The 21,220-nt window shown below is 42.1% G+C and carries 15 protein-coding genes; 9 read left to right on the top strand and 6 right to left on the bottom strand.

Annotated features, from left to right (window positions below; translation table 11 throughout):
* Positions 1-24: 24 nt before the first annotated feature.
* From BLS35_RS24440 to BLS35_RS27950, 7 genes are all read left to right on the top strand, one after another.
* A complete protein-coding gene (locus tag BLS35_RS24440; protein WP_132226066.1) occupies positions 25-510 on the top strand; it encodes a hypothetical protein in 486 nt (161 codons plus the stop codon).
* A gap of 3 nt (positions 511-513) precedes the next feature.
* Positions 514-1,590, top strand: coding sequence for a PKD domain-containing protein (locus tag BLS35_RS24435; RefSeq protein ID WP_090786320.1), 1,077 nt, complete (start codon positions 514-516; stop codon positions 1,588-1,590).
* Between the two features lie 81 nt (positions 1,591-1,671).
* The gene (locus BLS35_RS24430; RefSeq protein ID WP_090786318.1) at positions 1,672-3,033 is read left to right on the top strand and encodes a glycoside hydrolase family 88/105 protein; all 1,362 of its coding nucleotides are present in this window, start codon (positions 1,672-1,674) and stop codon (positions 3,031-3,033) included.
* 9 nt (positions 3,034-3,042) lie between these two features.
* Entirely contained in the window at positions 3,043-4,395 is a 1,353-nt protein-coding gene (locus BLS35_RS24425; protein ID WP_207909184.1) for a TolB-like translocation protein, read from the top strand.
* A 178-nt stretch (positions 4,396-4,573) separates the two neighbouring features.
* Positions 4,574-6,103, top strand: coding sequence for an alpha-L-fucosidase (locus BLS35_RS24420; protein ID WP_207909185.1), 1,530 nt, complete (start codon positions 4,574-4,576; stop codon positions 6,101-6,103).
* 3 nt (positions 6,104-6,106) lie between these two features.
* Entirely contained in the window at positions 6,107-7,627 is a 1,521-nt protein-coding gene (locus BLS35_RS24415; protein WP_090786316.1) for an alpha-L-fucosidase, read from the top strand.
* Between the two features lie 45 nt (positions 7,628-7,672).
* On the top strand, positions 7,673-7,873 hold the full coding sequence (locus BLS35_RS27950) for a glycosyl hydrolase family 95 catalytic domain-containing protein (protein WP_371328262.1): 201 nt from the start codon (positions 7,673-7,675) through the stop codon (positions 7,871-7,873).
* 519 nt (positions 7,874-8,392) lie between these two features.
* Here the strand turns inward: BLS35_RS27950 and BLS35_RS24410 are convergent.
* From BLS35_RS24410 to BLS35_RS24385, 6 genes are all read right to left on the bottom strand, one after another.
* Positions 8,393-10,636, bottom strand: a complete 2,244-nt coding sequence (locus BLS35_RS24410) for an alpha/beta hydrolase family protein (RefSeq protein ID WP_090786315.1) — start codon at positions 10,634-10,636, stop codon at positions 8,393-8,395.
* A gap of 1 nt (position 10,637) precedes the next feature.
* Entirely contained in the window at positions 10,638-12,632 is a 1,995-nt protein-coding gene (locus BLS35_RS24405) for a TlpA family protein disulfide reductase (RefSeq protein ID WP_090786313.1), read from the bottom strand.
* Positions 12,633-12,737: 105 nt separating this feature from the next.
* Positions 12,738-14,096 carry a RagB/SusD family nutrient uptake outer membrane protein gene (locus BLS35_RS24400; RefSeq protein WP_090786311.1) on the bottom strand — a complete coding sequence of 453 codons (1,359 nt, stop codon included), beginning with the start codon at positions 14,094-14,096 and terminating at the stop codon, positions 12,738-12,740.
* A gap of 11 nt (positions 14,097-14,107) precedes the next feature.
* Positions 14,108-17,755, bottom strand: coding sequence for a SusC/RagA family TonB-linked outer membrane protein (locus BLS35_RS24395; protein ID WP_090786309.1), 3,648 nt, complete (start codon positions 17,753-17,755; stop codon positions 14,108-14,110).
* 191 nt (positions 17,756-17,946) lie between these two features.
* Entirely contained in the window at positions 17,947-19,089 is a 1,143-nt protein-coding gene (locus BLS35_RS24390; RefSeq protein ID WP_090786307.1) for a FecR family protein, read from the bottom strand.
* Positions 19,090-19,163: 74 nt separating this feature from the next.
* Entirely contained in the window at positions 19,164-19,742 is a 579-nt protein-coding gene (locus BLS35_RS24385) for an RNA polymerase sigma factor (protein WP_090786305.1), read from the bottom strand.
* Positions 19,743-20,201: 459 nt separating this feature from the next.
* Between BLS35_RS24385 and BLS35_RS28420 the strand changes: the two genes are divergently transcribed.
* Both BLS35_RS28420 and BLS35_RS24375 read left to right on the top strand, forming a co-directional pair.
* Positions 20,202-20,459: a rhamnogalacturonan lyase family protein gene (locus tag BLS35_RS28420; RefSeq protein ID WP_371328261.1), complete on the top strand. Its 258-nt coding sequence runs from the start codon at positions 20,202-20,204 to the stop codon at positions 20,457-20,459.
* Positions 20,460-20,631: 172 nt separating this feature from the next.
* The gene (locus BLS35_RS24375; RefSeq protein ID WP_090786303.1) at positions 20,632-21,216 is read left to right on the top strand and encodes a TetR/AcrR family transcriptional regulator; all 585 of its coding nucleotides are present in this window, start codon (positions 20,632-20,634) and stop codon (positions 21,214-21,216) included.
* Positions 21,217-21,220 lie beyond the last annotated feature (4 nt).

Genomic DNA, 21,220 nt, shown 5'->3' with positions numbered 1-21,220 from the left:
TTATTTTCTATCATAGTGTTATTCTTGCCAGTCTTCGCTCAAAAGAACTGGCAGTGTATGACTTCACCTAAGGTCGAGAAGCTTGTTGCCGGCTTTAAAAGCCCTCCTCCGGAGTATACTGAAACTGTCACGTTTGGTTTGGAAGGTCCGCTCAAACGCGAATCCGTTATTCGTGATTTGGATGCAATTCACAAACAGGGAATCCGAGTAGTAAGTATGGAAGCGGCTTACAAAATGGCCGTACCATATCTTTCGGTAGGTTGGTTCGATAATGTAAAAATCATTGTAGAAGAACTTAAAAAACGCGATATGCGTCTATGGATCATCGACGAAGGTAAATATCCAAGCAGCTTTGCAGGTGGTAAATTTAGCAGGGAGCGTCCTGACCTTCGGATGCAGAGACTGGTCATAGCTGGCCGTGCTCAATTGAAAGAAGGTGAAACCATTGCGGGCAAGGTTGACACATCGGTGTTCAGTGTGGTTGCTATAACTAAAATCAATACGGATTAAGATATGAGGTATAAGTATTTTTGTATCATAATTGCGTTTAGCCTGTTTTCTGTTCGGGGGATTGCGCAGGAAGACCGGGGATATAAGGTTTACCAGTTCCCCGCAAATATGATCCCACGTATTGATGGGAAGACTGAGGATTGGGATACCTTTCCTTCTGAGTACATTGTGGGTATCGACCAACTTTGGGACGATTCGGGTAAATACCCGAAATCAGATCCTAAAAATCTCGATGTAAAAGTTCGTGTGGCCTGGGTAAAGGGCCTTAATAGATTATATTTTCTCTATGAGGCCTACGACGATTATTGGGATTTTAGTTTGAATGGTTTACACAACGATATTTTTGAAATTGTGATAGACGGAGATCTATCAGGAGGGCCATTCATTGAGGAACAGCATCCTAATCAAACGCTTCCGCGATGGGATACTTATTACGCTTTTCATGGCGTACATGCCCAGAACTATCACATTTTTACACCGGCTGTGGGAAAGGACTGGGCTTTAGTATGGGGCTCCCAGTCATGGATCAAAGAACTTCCCTACGCCAATATTTCCTACTCTTATGATTTTAAACCTGGGCAGTCTGGCAAACTCGTTGCTGAGTTTTGGATCACACCATTTGATTATGCCGGTGCTGAAGGGCCGGTAAGGGCTGTAGAGTCCAGTCTTTCCGACAATAAGAAGATTGGCCTAACCTGGGCTGTAATCGACTATGATGATGTGAATGACGGAACAAAGAAGGGGTTTTGGAACCTGTCGAAAAATCATAAGATGTACGGTAATTCCAGTCTAGGTACGATTTTTACATTGCTTCCGCTCGATAAGAAATATCTCAAAAATTTTGAGGCAAAATGGTCTTTTATCGTAACCAATATGGAACGACGGCAGGTCACTTTTAAAGATGAGAGTGTAGGGGAGATTACCAGTTGGAAATGGGATTTCGGCGACCATACCTTTTCGGGGGAACCAAATCCTGTACATCAGTACAAAAATCCGGGTAAGTATGTCGTCACGCTCTATATTGAAGGGCCAGCAGGGAGGTCTAGGAAGGTTAACATTTGGGAGGTAGCAGTAAGATAGATCTTAAAAGCGGGATTTTATCAGGCTTGAAGGATAGAATCAGATATAATTTCATAAAGTATAATATTAATTTTTACCAACATGATCCATTTCAAAAGAAATCTTAAGCCGGCTTTGCTGCTGGTATGCACACTACCCTTGGGGCTTGCAAATGCTCAGTATACAACGAGTAAAGGAAATGATGTGACCACTCCACTGCATTTGCTTAAGCCTGATTACGTTACTCCATATGGGCAAACCAAACTGGCAGATGTGAAAAAAGTCTTGGACAGAGTATATAATTACCTTGACGCGGTAACCCCATATCAGCTGGTGGATAAGATCAGCAACCAAGCTTTTAATAACCTTGGCTCCTTGAACGCGAATACTATATTTAAGCAAGGTGATTTCAGGTTGATCAGTTATGAGTGGGGCGTTACCTATACAGGAATGCTGGAGGCAGGGGTGGCTATGGGAGACAAGAAATACATAGATTACACAACCCAGAGGATGCAATTTATTGCTGATGTGGTTTCCGAGGCACAGAATTATCTCAAAACTTCGCCGAATGCTGTTACTCTGGTCAGGTCTGTCATTGATCCGCATGCACTGGATGACGCGGGGTCCATGGCTGCAGCGATGATTAAAACGGCAAGAACAGTCGGAACGAAAGCCGATTTGCGACCTATGATTGATAACTATATCAACTATATCATGACTAAAGAGTTTCGCCTTAAGGATGGAACGCTTGCGCGTAATCGTCCACAGCCAAATAGCTTGTGGCTTGATGATCTGTACATGAGCCTTCCCGCTCTTTCTCAAATGGGAACACTGACCGAGGACCCCAAATACTTCGATGAAGCGGTAAAACAGTACAAATTATTTTCCGGGCGCATGTTTAACAATGAACGAGGCCTTTATATGCATGGCTGGATCCAGGATATGGAGCCACATCCGCAGTTTCACTGGGCACGGGCGAATGGCTGGGCGATATTAACGAAGATCGAGTTGCTTGACGAGCTGCCGACAAATCATCCCGGCAGAGCGGAAATTCTCGATATGCTGAAAAAGCATGCTTCAGGACTGGTTAAATACCAGGACCGTACAGGCTTCTGGCATCAGTTGATTGACAGAAACGATTCTTATCTGGAAACCTCAGCTACGGCAATCTACGCCTACTGTCTGGCACGAGCAATCAACAAGGGCTGGCTGGATGCCAAAGCATATGGGCCCGCCGCTCTGCTGGCATGGAATGCGGTAAGCACCAAAGTCACTGAAAAAGGGCAAGTTGAAGGCGTATGTGTGGGCACCGGGATGGGATTCGATCCGGCTTTCTATTATTATAGGCCGGTAAATAATTTTGCAGCACATGGTTATGGGCCGGTTTTACTAGCTGGAGCAGAAATATATCGTCTGTTGCAGCGCCATCCTTTTGTAATTAACGACAGTTCTGTACAGTTTTAACAAGCGATTATGAAAAATTTTATGAAATGTATGGCAGTCTTCGCCATTATTCTTGCAGCTCAGCTTTCTGCGAAATCGCAGATAGGTAGGCGCTTTCCTTCTGAGCGTAAATTAGTTGTGGATCCGGTCACAGGTGTAACGCTCACCTTCCTTACCAGCACACCTACTGGCGATTCCAAGATATACCAGACACATAATCAGTGGACCTCCGACGGTGAGTGGTTGATTTTTCGTTCGGGGAGAGCTAAAGGAGAGGCCATTGCTGTCCATGAAAGAACTGGAGATATGGTGCAGGTAACCGAAGGTGGGTATACTGGTATGCTTAACATTGCCCGAAAATCTATGAAGTTATATTTTATGCGGAACAACGAAAGACTTTCCAAAGGATCCTTGGAGGTAGTAGAAGTTGACTTGGCACGACTCTTTGCCGATAGCAAATCAGGAAAAATGCAAGCGGCCTCTACGTACCAGCGTGTATGTGGCACTACGCCAAAGGAGCTGGGAGCTGGGGGAGACATGGCGCTAGACGGCGAAGAGGATTGGGCCTATTTTAGAGTCGGACGCGATGAAGCATCCCGCCGAATAGCCGCTGGCACCAAAATAGAGGTGGCCTTTGGTCCTCGTAGAATGGGGGCAGGCCCGTCGGGTATTGGAGCAATGAATCTCGAAACCGGTCAGATCAAGCATGTTATTGCCGTACCCTTTCAGGTTGGGCATATTCAAACCAATCCTTGGGTGGCCGGGGAAATTATTTTTTGCTGGGAGACGGGGGGCAAATCGCCTCAGCGTACCTGGATAGTGAACGCCGATGGAACAGGTTTAAGACCACTCTATCCCGAGGCCTCTTTTGAATGGGTGACTCATGAAGCTGTGATCACGAAAGATGAAGTGGCCTTCGCTATAATGGGTCACCGAAAAATAATAGGAACTGCAGGTTTGCATGCTCCCGGGACACCAGTGGTAGGTGCTAACCCTGGACAGGAAACTGATTGGGGAGTATCTGGCACGCGAGAAAAACCCACGGGATTGGCCATTGTAAACATTCGGACACGGGAAGTTCAGATAGCTGGCCAAACAAAATCGGGAAGTGGCTTGTGGCATGTAAGCGGTTCTGCTGACGGGAGGTTTGCTGTTGGTGATGATTTCAAACGAGACCTATACCTGATCGACCGCAATACGGGCGAGATGATGAAGCTTACCGGGGGGCATAAAGAAACTGCTGCAGATCATCTTCATCCTACTTTTAGTCCCGACGGTACTAAAATCCAAATCCAGTCGGCCATGCTTTCAGAAGACAATCGGTCGATGAATATTTGTATCGTTCCCGTACCTAAATCATGGCTTGAGCGGACCAGGCAATGAGGAATCAGAAAAGATCATTAAGATCGGATTTGCATAGCACAATGTCTATTTTGAAGAAAAGGCATCTGGGCTTAAAAAGGTAGATTTGTTATACTTGTATAAACAGAATTTACTAGTTAATACGCTGAATACTAATTTTTTTTAACCAATTGAACGCTCCAATAACCCATAATTAACTATGACAAGAATGCTCACTTTTATTTGTGTATTTTGGCTGACAAGCCTTCATATGTATGCGCAAACCCGCAGATCGCCCGCTGGTGAAGAGGTACCGGAGCGAAAGACCATCAAGCTTCCAGGCGGTAAGGCAAAGGATATTCCCGAGGGACCTTATAAGCCAACCTGGGAATCGGTCAAGGAAAATTATCAGGTTCCCGAATGGTGGAAAGATGGAAAGTTTGGCATCTTTATACATTGGGGGCTATATGCAGTACCAGCCTACCAAAGCGAATGGTATAGCAAACACATGTATGGTAACGAGGGTATCCAGAAACGCCATGTTGAAAAATACGGTCCTGTGGATAAATTTGGCTATAAGGATTTTATCCCTATGTTCACTGCTGATAAATTTAAACCGAAGGCGTGGGCCGAGCTGTTCCGAAAAGCTGGCGCAAGGTATATCGTACCTACTGCCGAACATCACGATGGGTTCGCGATGTATGAAAGCGATCTGACAAAATGGGACGCTAAAGACATGGGGCCGCACCGCGACCTCATTGGTGAACTGGCTAAAGCGGTAAGAAACGAGGGGCTGAAGTTTGGCGTGTCAAACCACCGTATGGAGAACTGGAACTTTATGTACCCAGCTCTGGCTACAAAAAGCGATCTGTTTGACCCTGCATATGCAGATTTTTACGGCCCGCCCCAACCAACGCGCAAACGTGAACCTGCAGCTGGAATTGCTGCTGGCGATGAAGTGATGAATGGGTTAGATGCTCCTCAAAGCCAGGCCTTCCTCGAAGAATGGCTCAGGCGCTGCCAGGAACTGGTGGATAAATACCAACCGGACATGTTCTGGTTCGACAATGGCGTCAATGGAAGGGCATTTGATCCCATTAAGCTAAGGTTTGCAGCCTATTACTACAATAGTGCGTCCAAATGGAAGAAGCAGGTATCCATCAGCACTAAAAGTGATGCTTACTTATATGGCAGTATTAAAGACTTTGAGCGGCAGGGGCGTGCACCGAAAGAATTAACAGATTATGGATGGCAGGTTGATGACCCCGTACTTAGCCGATTCGGTTATACGGAAAACTCATTGATTGTAGATGTCAACACTGTAGTGACCCGTCTGATCGAAAATGTTAGCCGTAATGGCGCGCTCCTACTGAATATTTCGCCTAAAGCGGATGGAACGATCCCTGATGATCAGCAAAAGCTGTTGCTCCAAATAGGGGGCTGGCTGGATGTCAATGGTGAGGCGATCTATGCCACCCGAGCCTGGAAAAAATTCGGCGAAGGCAATTTTAGGTTCACTACTAAAGGGAATATTCTTTACGCGATAAGTTTGAAATCGCCTGAGGAAACTGCTATCCTGGAATCGTTGCCTGCTTCTTTCGGAAAAGTGAGCCGCGTGAGCTTGCTCGGGCAGAAAGAGAATTTAACTTTTGTTCAAAATGAGAAGGGCTTAAAAATAGACCTTTCGGCAGTTAACTCAGGTAGTATTGCCTGGGCGTTTAAAATTGAAGGCTTAGATCTGAAACAATAGCATATGAAAAAGATATTTATAAGTTTTGTCTTGATGGGGCTGCTCTCGTGCGATGCGTTCAGCCAGTCAATTAGCCAACAGACCACTCCCGGGAGGAAAACCATTGCTCTGCCTGGCGGGAAAGCGCCTGCATCGCCGCCAGGACCTGTACTGCCTAACTGGGAATCTATCCGATCGAATTACCAGATTCCTGATTGGTATAAAGACGGGAAATTTGGCATATTTCTTCATTGGGGACTCTATTCCGTTGCCGCTCATGGTAGCGAATGGTATCCAAAAAGAATGTATAGCAGTGCCGAGATGATCAAGTGGCACACGGAAAAATTCGGCGCCCCGGATAAATTTGGATATAAAGATTTTATCCCGCTGCTTACGGCGGCAAAATATAATCCCGATGACTGGGCTGACCTGTTTGTAAAAGCTGGGGCGAAATACATTGTACCCACGGCCGAACACCATGACGGTTTTGCTATGTATGACAGCAAACTAACAAAATGGGACGCAAAAGATATGGGGCCTAAACGCGACCTGATCGGTGATCTGGCAGTGGCTGTTCGCAAACGTGGACTAAAGTTTGGCGTCTCTAACCATCGGATGGAAAACTGGGACTTTTTATACAGTACATTAGTAAAAAGCGATCTTTTCGACCCGAAATATGCTGACTTTTACGGCCCTCCTCAATTGCCGGCTAGCCGCGCACAAGGCCACACTGCTGGAGATGTATTGGCTGATCAGACTTCCGCCCCTCAAAGCAAAGCCTTCCTGGAAGAATGGCTAGCCCGTTGTGAGGAGCTGGTGGACAACTATAAGCCCGATATGTTCTGGTTTGATAACGGTGTGAACAGCAGGAATCTGGATTCTGTTAAACTTCGATTTGCTTCCTATTACTACAACAGCGCAGCGAAATGGGGAAAGCAGGTAACCATCTCTACAAAAAGCGACGCTTTTCTTGCTGGTAGCCTAAAAGATTATGAAAGACAATGGAATGCGCCATTTGTCAAAACACAGGAGCTTTGGCAGGTCGACGATCCGATTGGCGACAAGTTCGGTTATGTGGAAAATATGGGATTGCTCACAGCTGAGACGATTATTCACAGACTGGTAGCCAATGTGAGTCGTAATGGTAACTATCTCCTTAATATTTCTCCGAAGGCTGATGGAACTATTCCTGATGATCAGCGGAAAGTTCTACTCGATATTGGTGACTGGTTTAAAATGAACGGAGAGGCTATTTACGGAACACGAGCCTATCGCAGGGACTCAGACGGTGCGGTATTTTTCACAACAAAAGCCGGTTCCTTGTACGCGATATCTCTTCAGTGGCCTGAAGAGAAGGTATTGGTGCTTCCGTCGCTTCCACAAAATATAGGAAGAGTTTCAAGTGTAAGCTTGCTCGGTTATAGTGGGGAAATTATTTATAAGCAGAATGACCAGGGATTATTTATCACGCTTCCACAGATCAGACCTGGGAAATATGCTTATTCCTTTAAAATCGAAGGGTTAAATGCTGGTATAGGCAACTAGATTGATTAAACTAGGTCAACAAAAACCGAGGCTATTTTATAACAGATAAGTGGAAAAATCAGTGTTAAGATGGACAATCAGATTGTTTTTGATCTTTTTTTCAATACCATCCGCGCAGCTGAAGCCTTGGGTGTAGATAATGATTACGTCAGAGAACTTAAAGCGACGAGGAAACTCATGACTCCTATGCACATTGGTAAGCATAGGAATACAGGGCCGCTGGGTGGAGTAAGGGCTGGAAGATAAACCTTTGGGCTCGTTTTTTTTAAGGAAATCTTGCGCTTGAGCTGATCTGAAAATAGCTGTCTCCATTGGGTTACTGGTGGGGGAGGGTTTATTGTTGTTACTGAAAAAACTCAGATAGATTCCTGTATAATTAAGAAAAAGGATTTCAGCTTTTCCAGATCCGTTGAAAATCCAGACTGGGCACATTTAACGATGAATTTTCTTATCGACCCGAACGGTATTCTGATTTAGAAAGACTTGATGGGTGATGAGTTAAGCAATAAACTTAAGGAAATTTTAGGTTCGAATTCGCTTCAGGTTAAAAAAGATATCCGTTAAATATGATTTACCTAAACTCGACGAATAATAAACCTCACTGCTTGAACTTAACGGTGGGGAAATTGATGTTGAAAGTAAGGTAGGGAAAGGTACGATTTGTACCGTCCGTATACCTGGATGATATACAAACCTAAAACCTCAGTTTGATCTACAACAATAGCCCCCGAACTAGTTCGGGGGCTATAATCACTTTTGATTTAATTAGTCTTTTATGTCCGGTTTCATCCATTCCGGCATGGCTTTTCCATTGAGGTAATGATCAAAGAATTGTTCCATTCGTTGTGTCCAGTCTTGTTGTGCTGGCTGCTCTGATAAAGTATGGCCCTCTCCTTTATAATTCAATAACCAGGCTGGTTTTTGTAATCTGCGCATAGCTAGAAATAGATCTAATCCTTGGGTAAAGGCTACTGCTCCATCTTTATCATTGTGGAAAATCAATAGCGGTGTTTTTATCTTATCCGCAGCAAAGATTGGTGAGTTTTTGATATAACCATCCTTATCTTCCCACAGAGTTTTACCCATGCGCGATTGTTCAATCTCGTATTTAAATAAACAAGGTGCGCCATTTTCCCTCACAGCAAAATAATTATAGGTCATATTGACTACTGAAGCCCCCGCATTTGCACATGTGAAGAGGTTGCTGCGTGTAACAAGGTAAGCAACCGCATAGCCCGACCAGCTATGCCCTTGTAAGCCAATACGTTTTTTATCGGCAATCCCTCTTCTGATCAATTCTTCTGTGCCGCTAACTACCGAATTGTAGTAGCTTTCGCCGGGTTCACCAATGGTAAAGTGAGTATCAGGCCTGAATACAATGTAGCCTTTGCTAAGATAACTGGGGATGTTGATCGTGGCAGTGCTGTACTCCGGATGGAAGTATTCATGAAGTTCGTGGCTATGTGTTTCGTAGAAATCGACAATCATAGGATAGGATTTCTTCGGATCATAGTTTTCCGGAAGATAAAGCAGACCTTGGTTTTTACTTCCTTTGAAGTTTTTCCATTCGATCACTTTTGCAGTTCCCCAAAGGAATTTTTCTTGCTGAGGGTTGGCGTCAGTTAGTTTTTTTTGTACAGAAAAATCAGCATTAGCCCACCATATATCGGGGAATTTTTGAAAACTCTCTTTGCTGAAAAGAAAACTCTGATCCTCCGACGCCCGGTCAAGTATTTTTACTGAATAAGCAGGGTCGTCAATTAGCTTTTCTATCCGCTTACCTGGAACAAGGCGGTATAGACCTGCAGATTTGGTGTTTTCATTGAAACTTCTAAATAGCATCGGTTTGTTCAAATCTATATGATCCAGGTAATCTGCTCCGAGAAATTTAAAGGAAATCTGATGTTTACGACCATAATTCTGTGTCAGCGTATAAGGTTTTCCTTTTCCACTCAAGTCGATTACCCAGAGGTCATAACGATCGTAAATCAGTACACTGTTGCCTTCGTTTATCCAGCCCGCAATTCCATAAGCCGGGGCAGGTCTTGGCATATCGTAATCTTCGTCATGAACGGGATAGTTAATCTGGGCTGAAAAGCCGACAAAAACCTCCATTTTTGGATCATATACCTTCCATTCCTTATTCAATTGATCATATATCACCGCGTGTTTACCATTGGGGCTAAACTGCGGTTGCGTATAACTATCTTTAGCTACCAGTTTACGCTGCCCGGTATGCACATTAACCGCATAAATGTCGAGATTGTTATAATACTTCCAGTCGAGGCTATAGTAATAAGGTTTGGGATCCGTAATAAACAGCACATCAGCGTCAGCATTCTGCGGAGCAATCAGTACTTCGGCTTTACCGGGCGTAACATTTGTCCAGTTTTTAGTGTCAATGTGGTATACAAACTTAGCGTTGCCTGGAGGCATTTTGCCAGCCCTACCTTTTTTCTTTTTGCGCTCAGAAATTTCATCATTCCATACCCATAATTCAAGATCTACAGCTTTATTTCCAACAGCTGGTTTTGCTTTTATATTTATATGCTGACCTGTTTCAGATTTTGTGGGGGCCAGGTCAATTAATACCTGCTTTGCGTCAGCAGATAAGTTATATTTCCTTTGCAGGATTTGATAACCCGCAGGGGGTGTCAGATTGGAAGGGTCAAAGGTTTGCATTGGCTTCCCTGTCTCCGATGGCTGGAAAGCTATTTTTCTTTGAAAAAAAACATCCGTATTTACCCCTGTTAAGGGGATTTCCTTTCCAGTTTGTATATTTACCAGATGCTTTTCAGCCGAGTTGGAAAAGCTATACATAGCCATTTTACCATCGGCAGAAAGTACCGGTATTCCCAGTCTTTTCCAGCTTTTATAATCGACCGTATCCAACGTTTTCTTTTGTGCCAAGACCGGATTAATTGATATCCCGATCGAAATCCCCACATACATCGTCGTGCGTAATACATCTCTCCATCCATATGGAATAGGATTCATTATTTTCTGCATATTATTCCGCTTTTAAGAGTTCAACCACATAAGATAATTCGTCCAGAAGCTTACTTGGACTGCCACTATAGCCTTCAGCAGTATAACGGATCAGTCCATCTTTCAATACCACTTTACGTGGAATTGCAGAAGAATTAAATATCGGTACCATACTTTTGAAAACACGGTCGTTCTGTCCACCTTTGGGGTTTTTGCCGTCAAACAGCACATCAAAGCGATAGCCGGAAGTACTGATGTATTTTTTTACATCAGCCTGGTAAGAGGGACTGCGCTCCATTGTAGAGATAAAAAATATACCCACTTTCGGATCCTTAGTATAGCGATCTACCAGTAGCTGCATTCCCGGAAAGGCAGCTTTGCATGGGAAACACCAAGTCGCCCAAAAATCCAATACGACAATTTTGCCTTTCCAGTCCGCCGAGTTTACCATTTTGCCATCCATGTTTTTAAGTCCGAAAGCGGTGTAAGGTACACGTATCAGTTTAGCCTTTAGTGCTACTTTTAATTTTTGTACATCAACTGCGGATTTTAGCGATTCAACATAGGCATCAAAGCCTTGCAGGTCGGGATGACTTTCAGCATATATTTTTTTAAGTCTATCCAGCATCGACGGTGTCGTGGCATTTGCTTTAACACTCATTTCCAGCAAAGGCAATACATTGTTTTCCCCACTAGTATTGTCGAGGATGGTCATCTTCGCTTCATTTAGCGCTGCGTCTGTGTACATTCCTTTTTCCGATCGATAACTGAAAAAAGGCAATGCCTCTTCATATTTGCCCATTTTAGTTAAAATTCTAATGTGTATGGACAGTTTATTATCCAACTGAGGAGCTACTACCGATAGTGCTTGGGCGGGCGTGTAACGTAGTCCTTCCATGTAAGAATAATCATTGCTTTTTTTTAGCATTTCTTCAATCAGTACTTTGGATACGGGGTAGATTTTCTCAATCGGAAGTTTGCTGAGTGCGAAAATGCGATCGATGTTCCAGCGATAAATTTCATTTAATGTTGCGAAGTTCATATCTGGTACCAGCGCAAATAGTTTTTCATTTTGAAAAGAGGCAAAATAGGCAGAAGCCAGTTGCCTGTAAGTATTGTAATAGGTGAAGTTTTGTGTGGCCGCAGTGTCTTTTTTATATTCCGCAATCGGAAAGTCTTTTAGAAACTGCTCTTGTGCCAGGAGTTTTTTTTCATCTAAAGGCATATTATAGGCTGCATTATAAGCGCGTAGACGAGCCATATTGCCTTTAGGGTATTTCTGAAGTATAATTTTTGCGATCGAATCGGCCTTCCCTTTTTCCTTCAAAGCGAAGCTGTAGGCATCCCATACACTCTGGTACCCCTGTTCATTGATCTTCGGATCTTTTGAAAAACGTTCGACATTGGGTAAGGCTATCTTAGGAAAGCTGTCTGCTGTTTTTAATTTCAGCATCGCCAGATAAATGTCGAAGTATTTATTGAACTGATCAGGGTTAAAATCCATTTCTTTTCTAACCCACATTTCCAGGGCCATACCGCTGATATCGAATTTATCAAAATAGCCCTGAGGCGCTTTATTCAGCGAGGGTTTCCTGAATATTCCCCAGGCAAGTGCTCCACCTGGCAGGCGCATTTTTTTTGGAGAGACTGTGGTTGCAACATATCCCTGGTCATTGTTCACATCCGATGCAACCTGTTTGCCGTCTTCTGTAGCAATAAATTTAACCGCAATAAAAGCGCAATTGGCAGGTAGGGTATAAGTCGTTTCCCATTTTCCTTCCCTTTCTTTAAGGGTAAGATCATCTATCGACCATCGGTAATTGTTATACATGTAGATGATGCCGGATAGCTGCTGATATTTCTCTAATGGTCCGCCCTTGGGGTTGTAACTGATTTCTACTTTCTCACCCGCAACAGGAATTCCCCAATCTTTTAGCCTTGAGGTTTGTTGCCCATAACTATTTAAATTCAGCGACAGCAATAGCAATCCCCAAATGACAATCCAATTTCTTTTCATTTGTATGTGTTTAGATAAAATACACCCTAACCCACAGCTAAAGCGAGGTTAAGGTGTATTGATGTAAATGATTTTTCAATTTAAAACAAACAGCTCGTCTTTGTCTTAATAGAGGTTCTGTTCAAGTTCCGGATTTAGCAAAATATATTTAGTGCCAATTGGAAATACATAATGTGTGCTATTGGGCTCTAGTGTATAAGTAACACTTTTAAATACACGGGTTATATTTTTTTGAAAAGCAGAATCCTTGTTTAATCTTTTCTGATCAAACCATCTCAGACCAGTACCAAAAAATTCACGCCTTTTTTCCTCTACCACGCTTGTAAGTGCTTGTTCAGCAGTTCCTGATACAAGAGGTGTATAGTCAATAGCATTAAAACGTTTCTCGCGTAACGTATTTAATATTCCTATCGCAGCTGAAGGGTTGTTGGCTCTTGCTAAGCATTCCGCTTTAATGAGCATTACTTCAGGTACAGATGGGCCCTGGTAAATACCTTCGCCAGTTATTTTATATCTCCAGTAACCAAATCCCGTAAAGGCTGGTGAAAAATCACCACCGGTTCCTGATTTAACAAAAAGTTTGTAACGAAGATCTTTGGTTCCCAGGATATTCAGTAAATCCGCATCTAATTCTATACCATCGTAAAAACCGTTATTTACTTTAGAAAAGATAATTTGTGGATCGGCGAGGCGACGTGGAAAGCCCGTAATGCTAGTGGAGTAAGTACGAAGATCCAATAAGTTACTTTGTAATGAAAGAGCCATATCTGCATACTTAGCTGCATTGGTGAAATCTCTTGTAAACAAATATGTCCGCGCCAGCAAAGCATAAGCCGCAGCTTTAGACGGGCGGGTGTTATAATCCGGCAAGTTAGGTAACGCAGGTATAGCTTCAATTAGGTCATTGATGACCTGCATGTAAACTGCAGCTACCGTGGCGCGCTTTAAATTGGCATAAAGATCAGGGCTGAGCAGTAATGGTACTCCGAGATCCGTTGCAGCCGTAGCTGGATCATATTGTTTACCATAAATATTTACTAGACACCAGTAATTGTAAGCCCGGTGAACCAGTGCCTCGGCATATAACTGTTTTTTTAATGCGTCTGTTCCGTCCACACTACTCATTGCTCCTGCAATTGCGTTATTGCAGATGTAGATTGCTTTGTACATTTTTTCCCAATCACCATCAGATTGGGTATCCGACCAGTATTGAGTTTGCCAGGTATAAGCTCTCTGGTTAATGTCTAAAATTGACGTTTGTTTACTTGCGTCTAAGATGCGGGTATCGTCATTGGAATAGATAGGTAAACCAAATGCACCTTCCAAATCTGCATTGTTATCCAGTAAGGCACGGTAATCTTTGGTATATTTTAGTGTACGCTGACCAATCTGATCTATTTCTACATATTTGCGACAACCTGTAAACAACAGTATTCCCGCAATTAAATAAGTTATTCTTTTCATCTGATTAAAAATTAGAATGATGCATTAATACTAAACAGGAACGTTTTTGTTGGCGGCATGCTATAATAATTAGCATTGGCGTTTAGGTATTCGGGATCAAGTTTTTCTTTGTTTTTTACCCATATCATACCCAAGTTTCTCGCACTGGCACCAACAGAAAGGCTTTTGAATACATTTTTAGGCAATAACGATTGCGGTACCCTGTAATTCAAAGAAATTTGTTGCAAGCGGATGTTATCTGCACTGCGGACTAAGTCGTCAGAATAACGATACCGTATAATGCTGTTGTTGTTTACACCAGTTAGTCCAGGTACATTCGTAAAACTCTCGTCACCCGTTTGGCGCCATCTGTATGCCAGGTCTTCTTGCTTGCCAATTACGCCGGAATAAGAAGCGGCAGTTGGGTAATTCGTAATGGTCGGTTTTAGGAAAACGTGTCCAAAATAAAAGGAGGTTTGTACCCCCAGTTCCAGGCTCTTGTAACGGAAAGTATTCATAAATCCGCCAAAGTACGGTGCAGCTTTTACCCCAACATACTTAAGGTCTTCTATTGTAAAAGCAGAGGTTAAGTTGGTCGTGTTTTTAATAATGTTATTGTTACGGTCATAAATCTGTGTCTGACCCGTAGTTGGATCTAAACCGGCGGATCGGTAAACAAATGTGGCACCTACAGGATAGCCATCAAGCGTTGTTCCACCTTGGGCAATGGTCGTGCCCAGTGTTGTATTGTACCGGTTGTCGGTTACTTTATTTTTGCTATACGAAAAGTTAAAAGTAGAGTTAATACTCCAGTCTTGATGATCGGCTATCTTGCCAGAAACACTAAACTCGTAACCATTACTTTTCATTTTACCGGTATTAAACTGTAGGAAAGACCATCCGTATGTTGGATTGTAAGGCAGGTTCGCCAAAATTCCGTTACTTCTCTTATCGTATATGTCAAAAGTTGCAGACAGGCGATTGTCCAAGACCGAAATATCGGTTCCTAAATTAATTGTTTTTGTCGTTTCCCAACCCAATTGCTGATCACCTGGGGTAATAATTGTTGCTATTGGCTGTTGCGTTGTAGGATCAGTAGCAGTTACTGTAATTATAGACTGATTACTTCCGCCAACCGGAGACCGGCCAGCTGTTCCGTAGGTCAATCTCAGATTGGCACGGTTCAACCAATTCACATTTTGTAAAAAATCTTCTTGTTTAGCAACCCATTTTACACCTGCTGACCAGAAAGGTTTAGCCCTTTGGCTTCTTTGTAATCCCACCTGGGTATAATCATCAAAACGGGCACTGGCACTAAAATCATATTTTCCTCTATAGCTGTAGGCCACATTTCCATAATAGGAAAGATTTCTTGTTTTTTGCTCAGAAACACCAGAGTTTGGGTTAGGAATATTCTGGCTATAGCCATACATTGTAGGATATTGCGTTTTAGCATCAACAAGCCCAAATGTATTGGAATCTCCGTCATATCCATATTGTGTGTTTGAATATGACTTGGAATAAGCTTCACTGATTTCTGAACCAATAAGTGCCGTTACTGTGTGATCAGAACCGAAGTTTTTGTTCATGTTTAACTGGCCACGAAGGTTGTAAACATAGCTATTGGCATCTGATAAAGTATAGATACCTCCATAAGGGAGATTGTATACCGGACGATTTGTAGTCGGAGAAATGGTCGTGTAGGTATTGATGGTGGTACGGCCAATATAGCTGTTGGCTTCGTTTATAGACAAGGTATTGTTAATGTTTCTTTGGTAAGATCCAGAAACATTTGCTTCCAGCCATTTAACAATTTTGACATTCAGCCCTGTATTGAACCTAAATTGATTAGAGCTGCCCTTCGTATTAGAGTAATTTAACTCATCAATAGCGTTATAAGTAGAAGGGAGATAACCCTTCGCAACCTGGGTGGTTTCAAATTCCGGGCGAAACTGTATGTTTCTTAAGATATGATTTCCATTTCCATCCACTAGGAGGTCATAGGGGCGTAAGGACGTTGTGGTTAGTCCCAGTGCATCCGTGGCAGCCTGATTGATTTGTGTTTTTGCGTACTGGTAATTGATGCCGGTGTTAAGAGTTACCCGGTTTTTGAAGAATGAATTTGTGAAATTTGCAGTTACAATGGTGTTATTTGCGCTATTACCTTTATAAACAGGACGGTCTTTATTGTAGTTTGCTGCAATGTAATAGGTATTGTCTTCTCCTCCTCCCGAAATAGATAAGTTTTGCTGTTGGGTAATGGCATTTTGAAGTAAATATTTGGTGATCTGGTCAGCGTTATCTCTTGAAGATATCTCGGCAATTGCCTGGTTGGCCTGGTCCTGAGTTGCTGTACCACGTTTCACCTTGAACAGCCATTCCTGAACCTCGCTAGGGTTTTTGGTATTTAATGACGCCGCGGCGTCTCTAATGAAATTTTTATTCACCATTTCAGTTTCCAGGTCGGCATATTGTGCGCTTGTCATCCAGTTGAGGTCAGAAAAAGAAACTGGTTTTGAAGTGGAAAATATAGAGGATAGGTTAATTACCGGAGCACCTTTTTTACCCCGTTTAGTAGTGATGACGATCACACCATTTGCAGCCTTACTACCCCAGATTGACGTTGCTACTGCGTCTTTCAGAAAAGTAATCTGTTCGATATCTTCTGGATTGAAATTGCTTAAAACAGAGCCATTCGCCAGTGTTGAATTTTGAACTTTCGTAAGGCCTTGATTGTCACCAGTGTTTATCATTGGGAAACCGTCTACCACAATTAATGGAGGCGTGTTGTTGGTATATGTATTTAGACTTCTGATTTGAATGTTATTGTTTCTCACATCAACACGTACTCCTGGAATTTTTCCTTCAAGACGCTCCAAAATGTTGTTAGATTGTACCTCCTTCAAATCTTTTGCACTTATTACACCATATGAGCCGGTGGCTCTTTCTTTACTGATAGTCTGATATCCATCACTCACCACGCCCACTTCCTGAAGCGTTGAAGTGGCTTGTTTCATCGTAACGGTAATGTCTGTCGTACCGGTTACCTTATATTCGTAATTTTCATAACCAATATACCTGATGCTGAGTACTGCACCTGTTTCCGGAACTTCCAGACTAAAGAACCCGTTTTTATCGGTTGCTACCGATTTATTTGTCCCTTTTAGGCTTACACTTGCCCCTATAAGCGGAAGACCGGTTTCGTCAAGCACTTTTCCGGAGATGATTATATCTTTAAACAGGTTTCCTATTTTTTCTAAAACAGACTGGTCTTTTTTCTTGATGAAAATGGTGCGGTCGACAATTTTGTAATCAAGATTTTTGTCGGGCAAATAAGTATCCAGTAAATCTCTGAGATTTTTTTGATCGGCGTTTACACTGATGGTAATGTTCCTTACGTTATTCTTTTCATACCAGAATCCGTAGCCACTTTGTGCCTTAATGGCATCAAAGAATTTTTCAATAGGCATGTTATTGGCTTTAAGGCTGATCACCTGTCCATTTACTGAGGCCCATACGTTGATAAAAGCGAGCGCTATAATTAAGGCGGTTAGGTTAATTCGCATAATTATTTTTTTAGTTAGCTGCCAGTTATCTCTTGAAGATTCCGGGCTTTCCATTTCCGTAATTTGCTGTTGCACCATAGAAACACCATGGTGACAGCGTGTGTAAAATTTCATACTTTTGTAAAGTTTGGGTTAGTTGATGATATGTTTAGTCAATAATGTTAAAATGACTTCCTCAAGCAATTGGCCAGTAGCGACTAGAGATCGCTGCTGGTTTTTTATTTCAGGATATTCAAATTAATCGGCTTAAATGAATGGGTCTGTTTTTATCTCATATGTTATAGTTTTTAATTGAACTTTTGGGGTTAATTGTCTGATAATACCAATAGCTTTTTACCTGATGGCTGTTCTTTTATATTGAATTTTACTTTGCTTAATTTTAGAAGTTCCAGTAGGGTTGATAAGTTCGCTTGTCTGGATACGCTTGCTTCAAATCGTCTGTTGGGTAATCTTCCTTCGTAAGTCACATCTATATCATACCATCTGGATATCTCTCTCATAATTGAAGGCAAATCGGCATCTCTGAATTCCAGTCTTCCATTTTTCCAGGCCAAAGCAGTTTCCAGGTCTGCAGGCAGAACCTGAATACCACTGGAAGATAGAAGGGATTGCTGACCAGGCTTTAGGATGGAGGAGATTTTTTTACCATCTGTAGCAGATACGCGGACGCTTCCTTCCTGCAAAGTAGTGACTATTTTGCCTTCTTCTTGATAACTGTTAATGTTAAAATGAGTTCCAAGAACTTCTACTTCCTGCCCATTGGTTTCAACAATAAAGGGGTGGTTCTTATTTTTGGTTACTTCAAAATATCCCTCCCCCGTAAGTTTTACTTTTCGCTTACCCTGATTAAGGAGAGCTGTAGTGTACGTTAAGCTTGAAGCAGAATTTAGCCACACCAGAGAGCCATCGGGCAAACGCACCTGATAAGTCTGCCCTCTGGATGTGGATAAAGTGTTTGATGCATCAGCTGTGCCAGAAGTACCTTTTACTTCATAGGAAAGTCTGCCCTCGGCTGTTTTAGTAATTTCAATACCAGCTTGTGCTATTAGTTTCCCATTTTGAATTTTATCCAGCGCAATGCGATTGCCATTCGCAAGGGTCAATGTTGCTCCCGTTTTTCCGGGATTGATTTTACTGGCGTAGTATGTGGTTTTGTCAGGAGTAGTATTTCTGACATTGTAAAAATAAAAACCAATCCCCAGCACCATTAGAATGGCGGCCGCACTTGCAATCCTAAAGAAAGGGTAACGTTTTTTAGCCGGTTCAGTTTTGGTTTGTATAGATTCCCAAATGTCGCTTTTAACCACCTGGTATTCCGGATCAGGCAACTCGTCACGAATTTCAATATTCCTCAGTATGTACCATTGCTCCAGTCTTTCTTTTTCCTGTGGACTACAAGTTCCATCAAGGTAGCTACTGATTAACTCTTTTTCTTTTAAGTACTCCATATACACATTTTAGGTGATGATATGGATAATACAACTTGGAGGCCCCGGTGTTGTATGCCAAAGTGAAAATTATTTTATAAAAATGGAAAGGCCGAGATAAAAGTGTTAGCATCAAGCTTTTTTTTAAGGGCTTTTATAGCTTTATTCATCTGCGTTTTTACAGTGAGTTCTGATATATTCATTTCTGCCGCGATTTCTTTATAGCTGAGATCCGATTTACGTTTAAGCTCAAATACTTCTCTCATCCGGTCTGGAAGTAAAGCGATTTCGGCCTCAATAATCAATGCGAGTTCCTGTTCCCTGATCTTGTAATCAGTAGATGTACTTTCCCGGAGCTCAAAGTTACTCAGCGATTGCAGATGGTTGCTGGCAACCTTTTCATGTTTGATTTTGTTCAGTATTTGGTTTTTTACTGCGGTATACAATAACGAGGAAACAGATAGTTTAACATCAAGCTTCAATCGGATATTCCAAAGCATCACAAATACATCTTGTACCACATCTTTAGATTCGTCCTCATTTTGAAGCATTTTGCGTGCATGCCGATATAGCAAAACCCAGTACCGCTCATAGATTTCTTCATACGCAGAACGATCTTCCTGCTTGATCAGCGCAGTCAGTTCATAGTCCGAAAGATTATTGTATTTGATCATTATACCGATACCTTTATGTAAAGGTACCCATTCCTTAAATAATGTGGCCTAAATTTTTCCAATATCGTTAGCTACAGCACCTGGATTTAATTTGGATTAAATGCCAATGATCAGTAATGTAATATAGTTGAATACACCTCTGCAATAAAATTATTATCGTAATTAATTGTATCTTGACAGGTACATTCCTGACTGCTTATAACAAATATACAGACCAGGATTTAATCATCTTGTTGAGAAAAGGAGATCAGACTGCTTACATGGTACTTTATAATAAGTATTGGCAGAAGACTTACAATAACATCAAAAGATCATGATTTGGCAGAAGACCTTACCCAGGATCTTTTTTACAGTTATAGGCAACGTGTAAGCAAAATAATACTGATAAGATTTGTTTGTATCTATTTGGTAATGAGAGGAATGGTTTGTGTCTGTCGATAATAAAAAGACCAGGTTCACATCTGTAGCAGATTTGCTGGCTGGAGGGAGGAAGTAGTTTTCAGGACATCAGATAATAAAAGTTTGAGGATTTATTCCACTACTATCCCAACCGAACACAGGATGTATACGCTGATGCACGATTCACAGTATAGGCTGAGCATTGCCTGGCAAAATGATGGCTATAACCAGCCGCCTCACACCAGTTTTTACATTGGCAAGGGAATGAAAAAAGTGGCAAAGCCTAACATTTACCTGGCCTTGCCCGGGAAAAAATAGGCGGACTCATTGTCGATCAGAAACACGCAATTTGGCTTTTAAATATCCTTTAAAGCCATAATGGAGAATAGGGGTGGTCGAGTTATATTAAGGTATTACTTATTGATGACTGTAGAAAATAATCGAAATGATTTTTTTTTATACTTTTGTAAAACATACTAACTAGTATCTTATGTCAAAGTCGGAGCAAACACGCGATTACATCTTGCAAAAATCTTTTGATCTGATCTACCAAAAAGGTTATCAGTCGACTAGTATTGATGATATTATTGCCACCACGCATGTAACAAAGGGCGCTTTTTTCTATCACTTTAAAAATAAGGAAGAAATGGGTTTGGGGCTGATCGGTGAGCTGCTTTATCCAAATCTGCGCAACATGATGGTAAGACCACTGGAAGATAGCCAGGATCCGAAAACAGATATTTATAAAATGATGGAAATGCTACTTAACGATACCAGCTTTTTCAACGTAGACTATGGATGCCCGGCAATCAATCTGATCGAAGAAATGTCTGCCGTCAGTACTACCTTTAAAAGAGAGCTTTCGAAATTGGTGTTACTATGGCATAATGCTATAGTAACCGCACTTAATTCCGCTCAGTCATCAGGGCTTATTAAAACTAACATTGCTCCGGAAGAAGTTGCGGTAATGCTGATCTCGGGATATGGAGGGGTAAGAACCCTTGGAAAGGTTATGGGAAGGGGTGCCTACAAGGCCTACTTGAGCGGCTTAAAAAGCTACCTTATGCAACTTTAAATTT

Origin of the sequence: Pedobacter sp. ok626, from assembly GCF_900100435.1 — a bacterium.
In the GTDB taxonomy this organism is placed as follows: domain Bacteria; phylum Bacteroidota; class Bacteroidia; order Sphingobacteriales; family Sphingobacteriaceae; genus Pedobacter.
This window is presented reverse-complemented; position numbering and strand designations above follow the sequence as displayed.

Bases quoted from the DNA above. Each gene is read 5' to 3' on its own strand.
- BLS35_RS24435 (WP_090786320.1), top strand. From the start codon at position 514: ATGAGGTATAAGTATTTTTGTATCATAATTGCGTTTAGCCTGTTTTCT.
- BLS35_RS24430 (WP_090786318.1), top strand. From the start codon at position 1,672: ATGATCCATTTCAAAAGAAATCTTAAGCCGGCTTTGCTGCTGGTATGC.
- BLS35_RS24425 (WP_207909184.1), top strand. From the start codon at position 3,043: ATGAAAAATTTTATGAAATGTATGGCAGTCTTCGCCATTATTCTTGCA.
- BLS35_RS24420 (WP_207909185.1), top strand. From the start codon at position 4,574: ATGACAAGAATGCTCACTTTTATTTGTGTATTTTGGCTGACAAGCCTT.
- BLS35_RS24415 (WP_090786316.1), top strand. From the start codon at position 6,107: ATGAAAAAGATATTTATAAGTTTTGTCTTGATGGGGCTGCTCTCGTGC.
- BLS35_RS24410 (WP_090786315.1), bottom strand. From the start codon at position 10,636: ATGCAGAAAATAATGAATCCTATTCCATATGGATGGAGAGATGTATTA.
- BLS35_RS24405 (WP_090786313.1), bottom strand. From the start codon at position 12,632: ATGAAAAGAAATTGGATTGTCATTTGGGGATTGCTATTGCTGTCGCTG.
- BLS35_RS24400 (WP_090786311.1), bottom strand. From the start codon at position 14,096: ATGAAAAGAATAACTTATTTAATTGCGGGAATACTGTTGTTTACAGGT.
- BLS35_RS24395 (WP_090786309.1), bottom strand. From the start codon at position 17,755: ATGAAATTTTACACACGCTGTCACCATGGTGTTTCTATGGTGCAACAG.
- BLS35_RS24390 (WP_090786307.1), bottom strand. From the start codon at position 19,089: ATGGAGTACTTAAAAGAAAAAGAGTTAATCAGTAGCTACCTTGATGGA.
- BLS35_RS24385 (WP_090786305.1), bottom strand. From the start codon at position 19,742: ATGATCAAATACAATAATCTTTCGGACTATGAACTGACTGCGCTGATC.
- BLS35_RS24375 (WP_090786303.1), top strand. From the start codon at position 20,632: ATGTCAAAGTCGGAGCAAACACGCGATTACATCTTGCAAAAATCTTTT.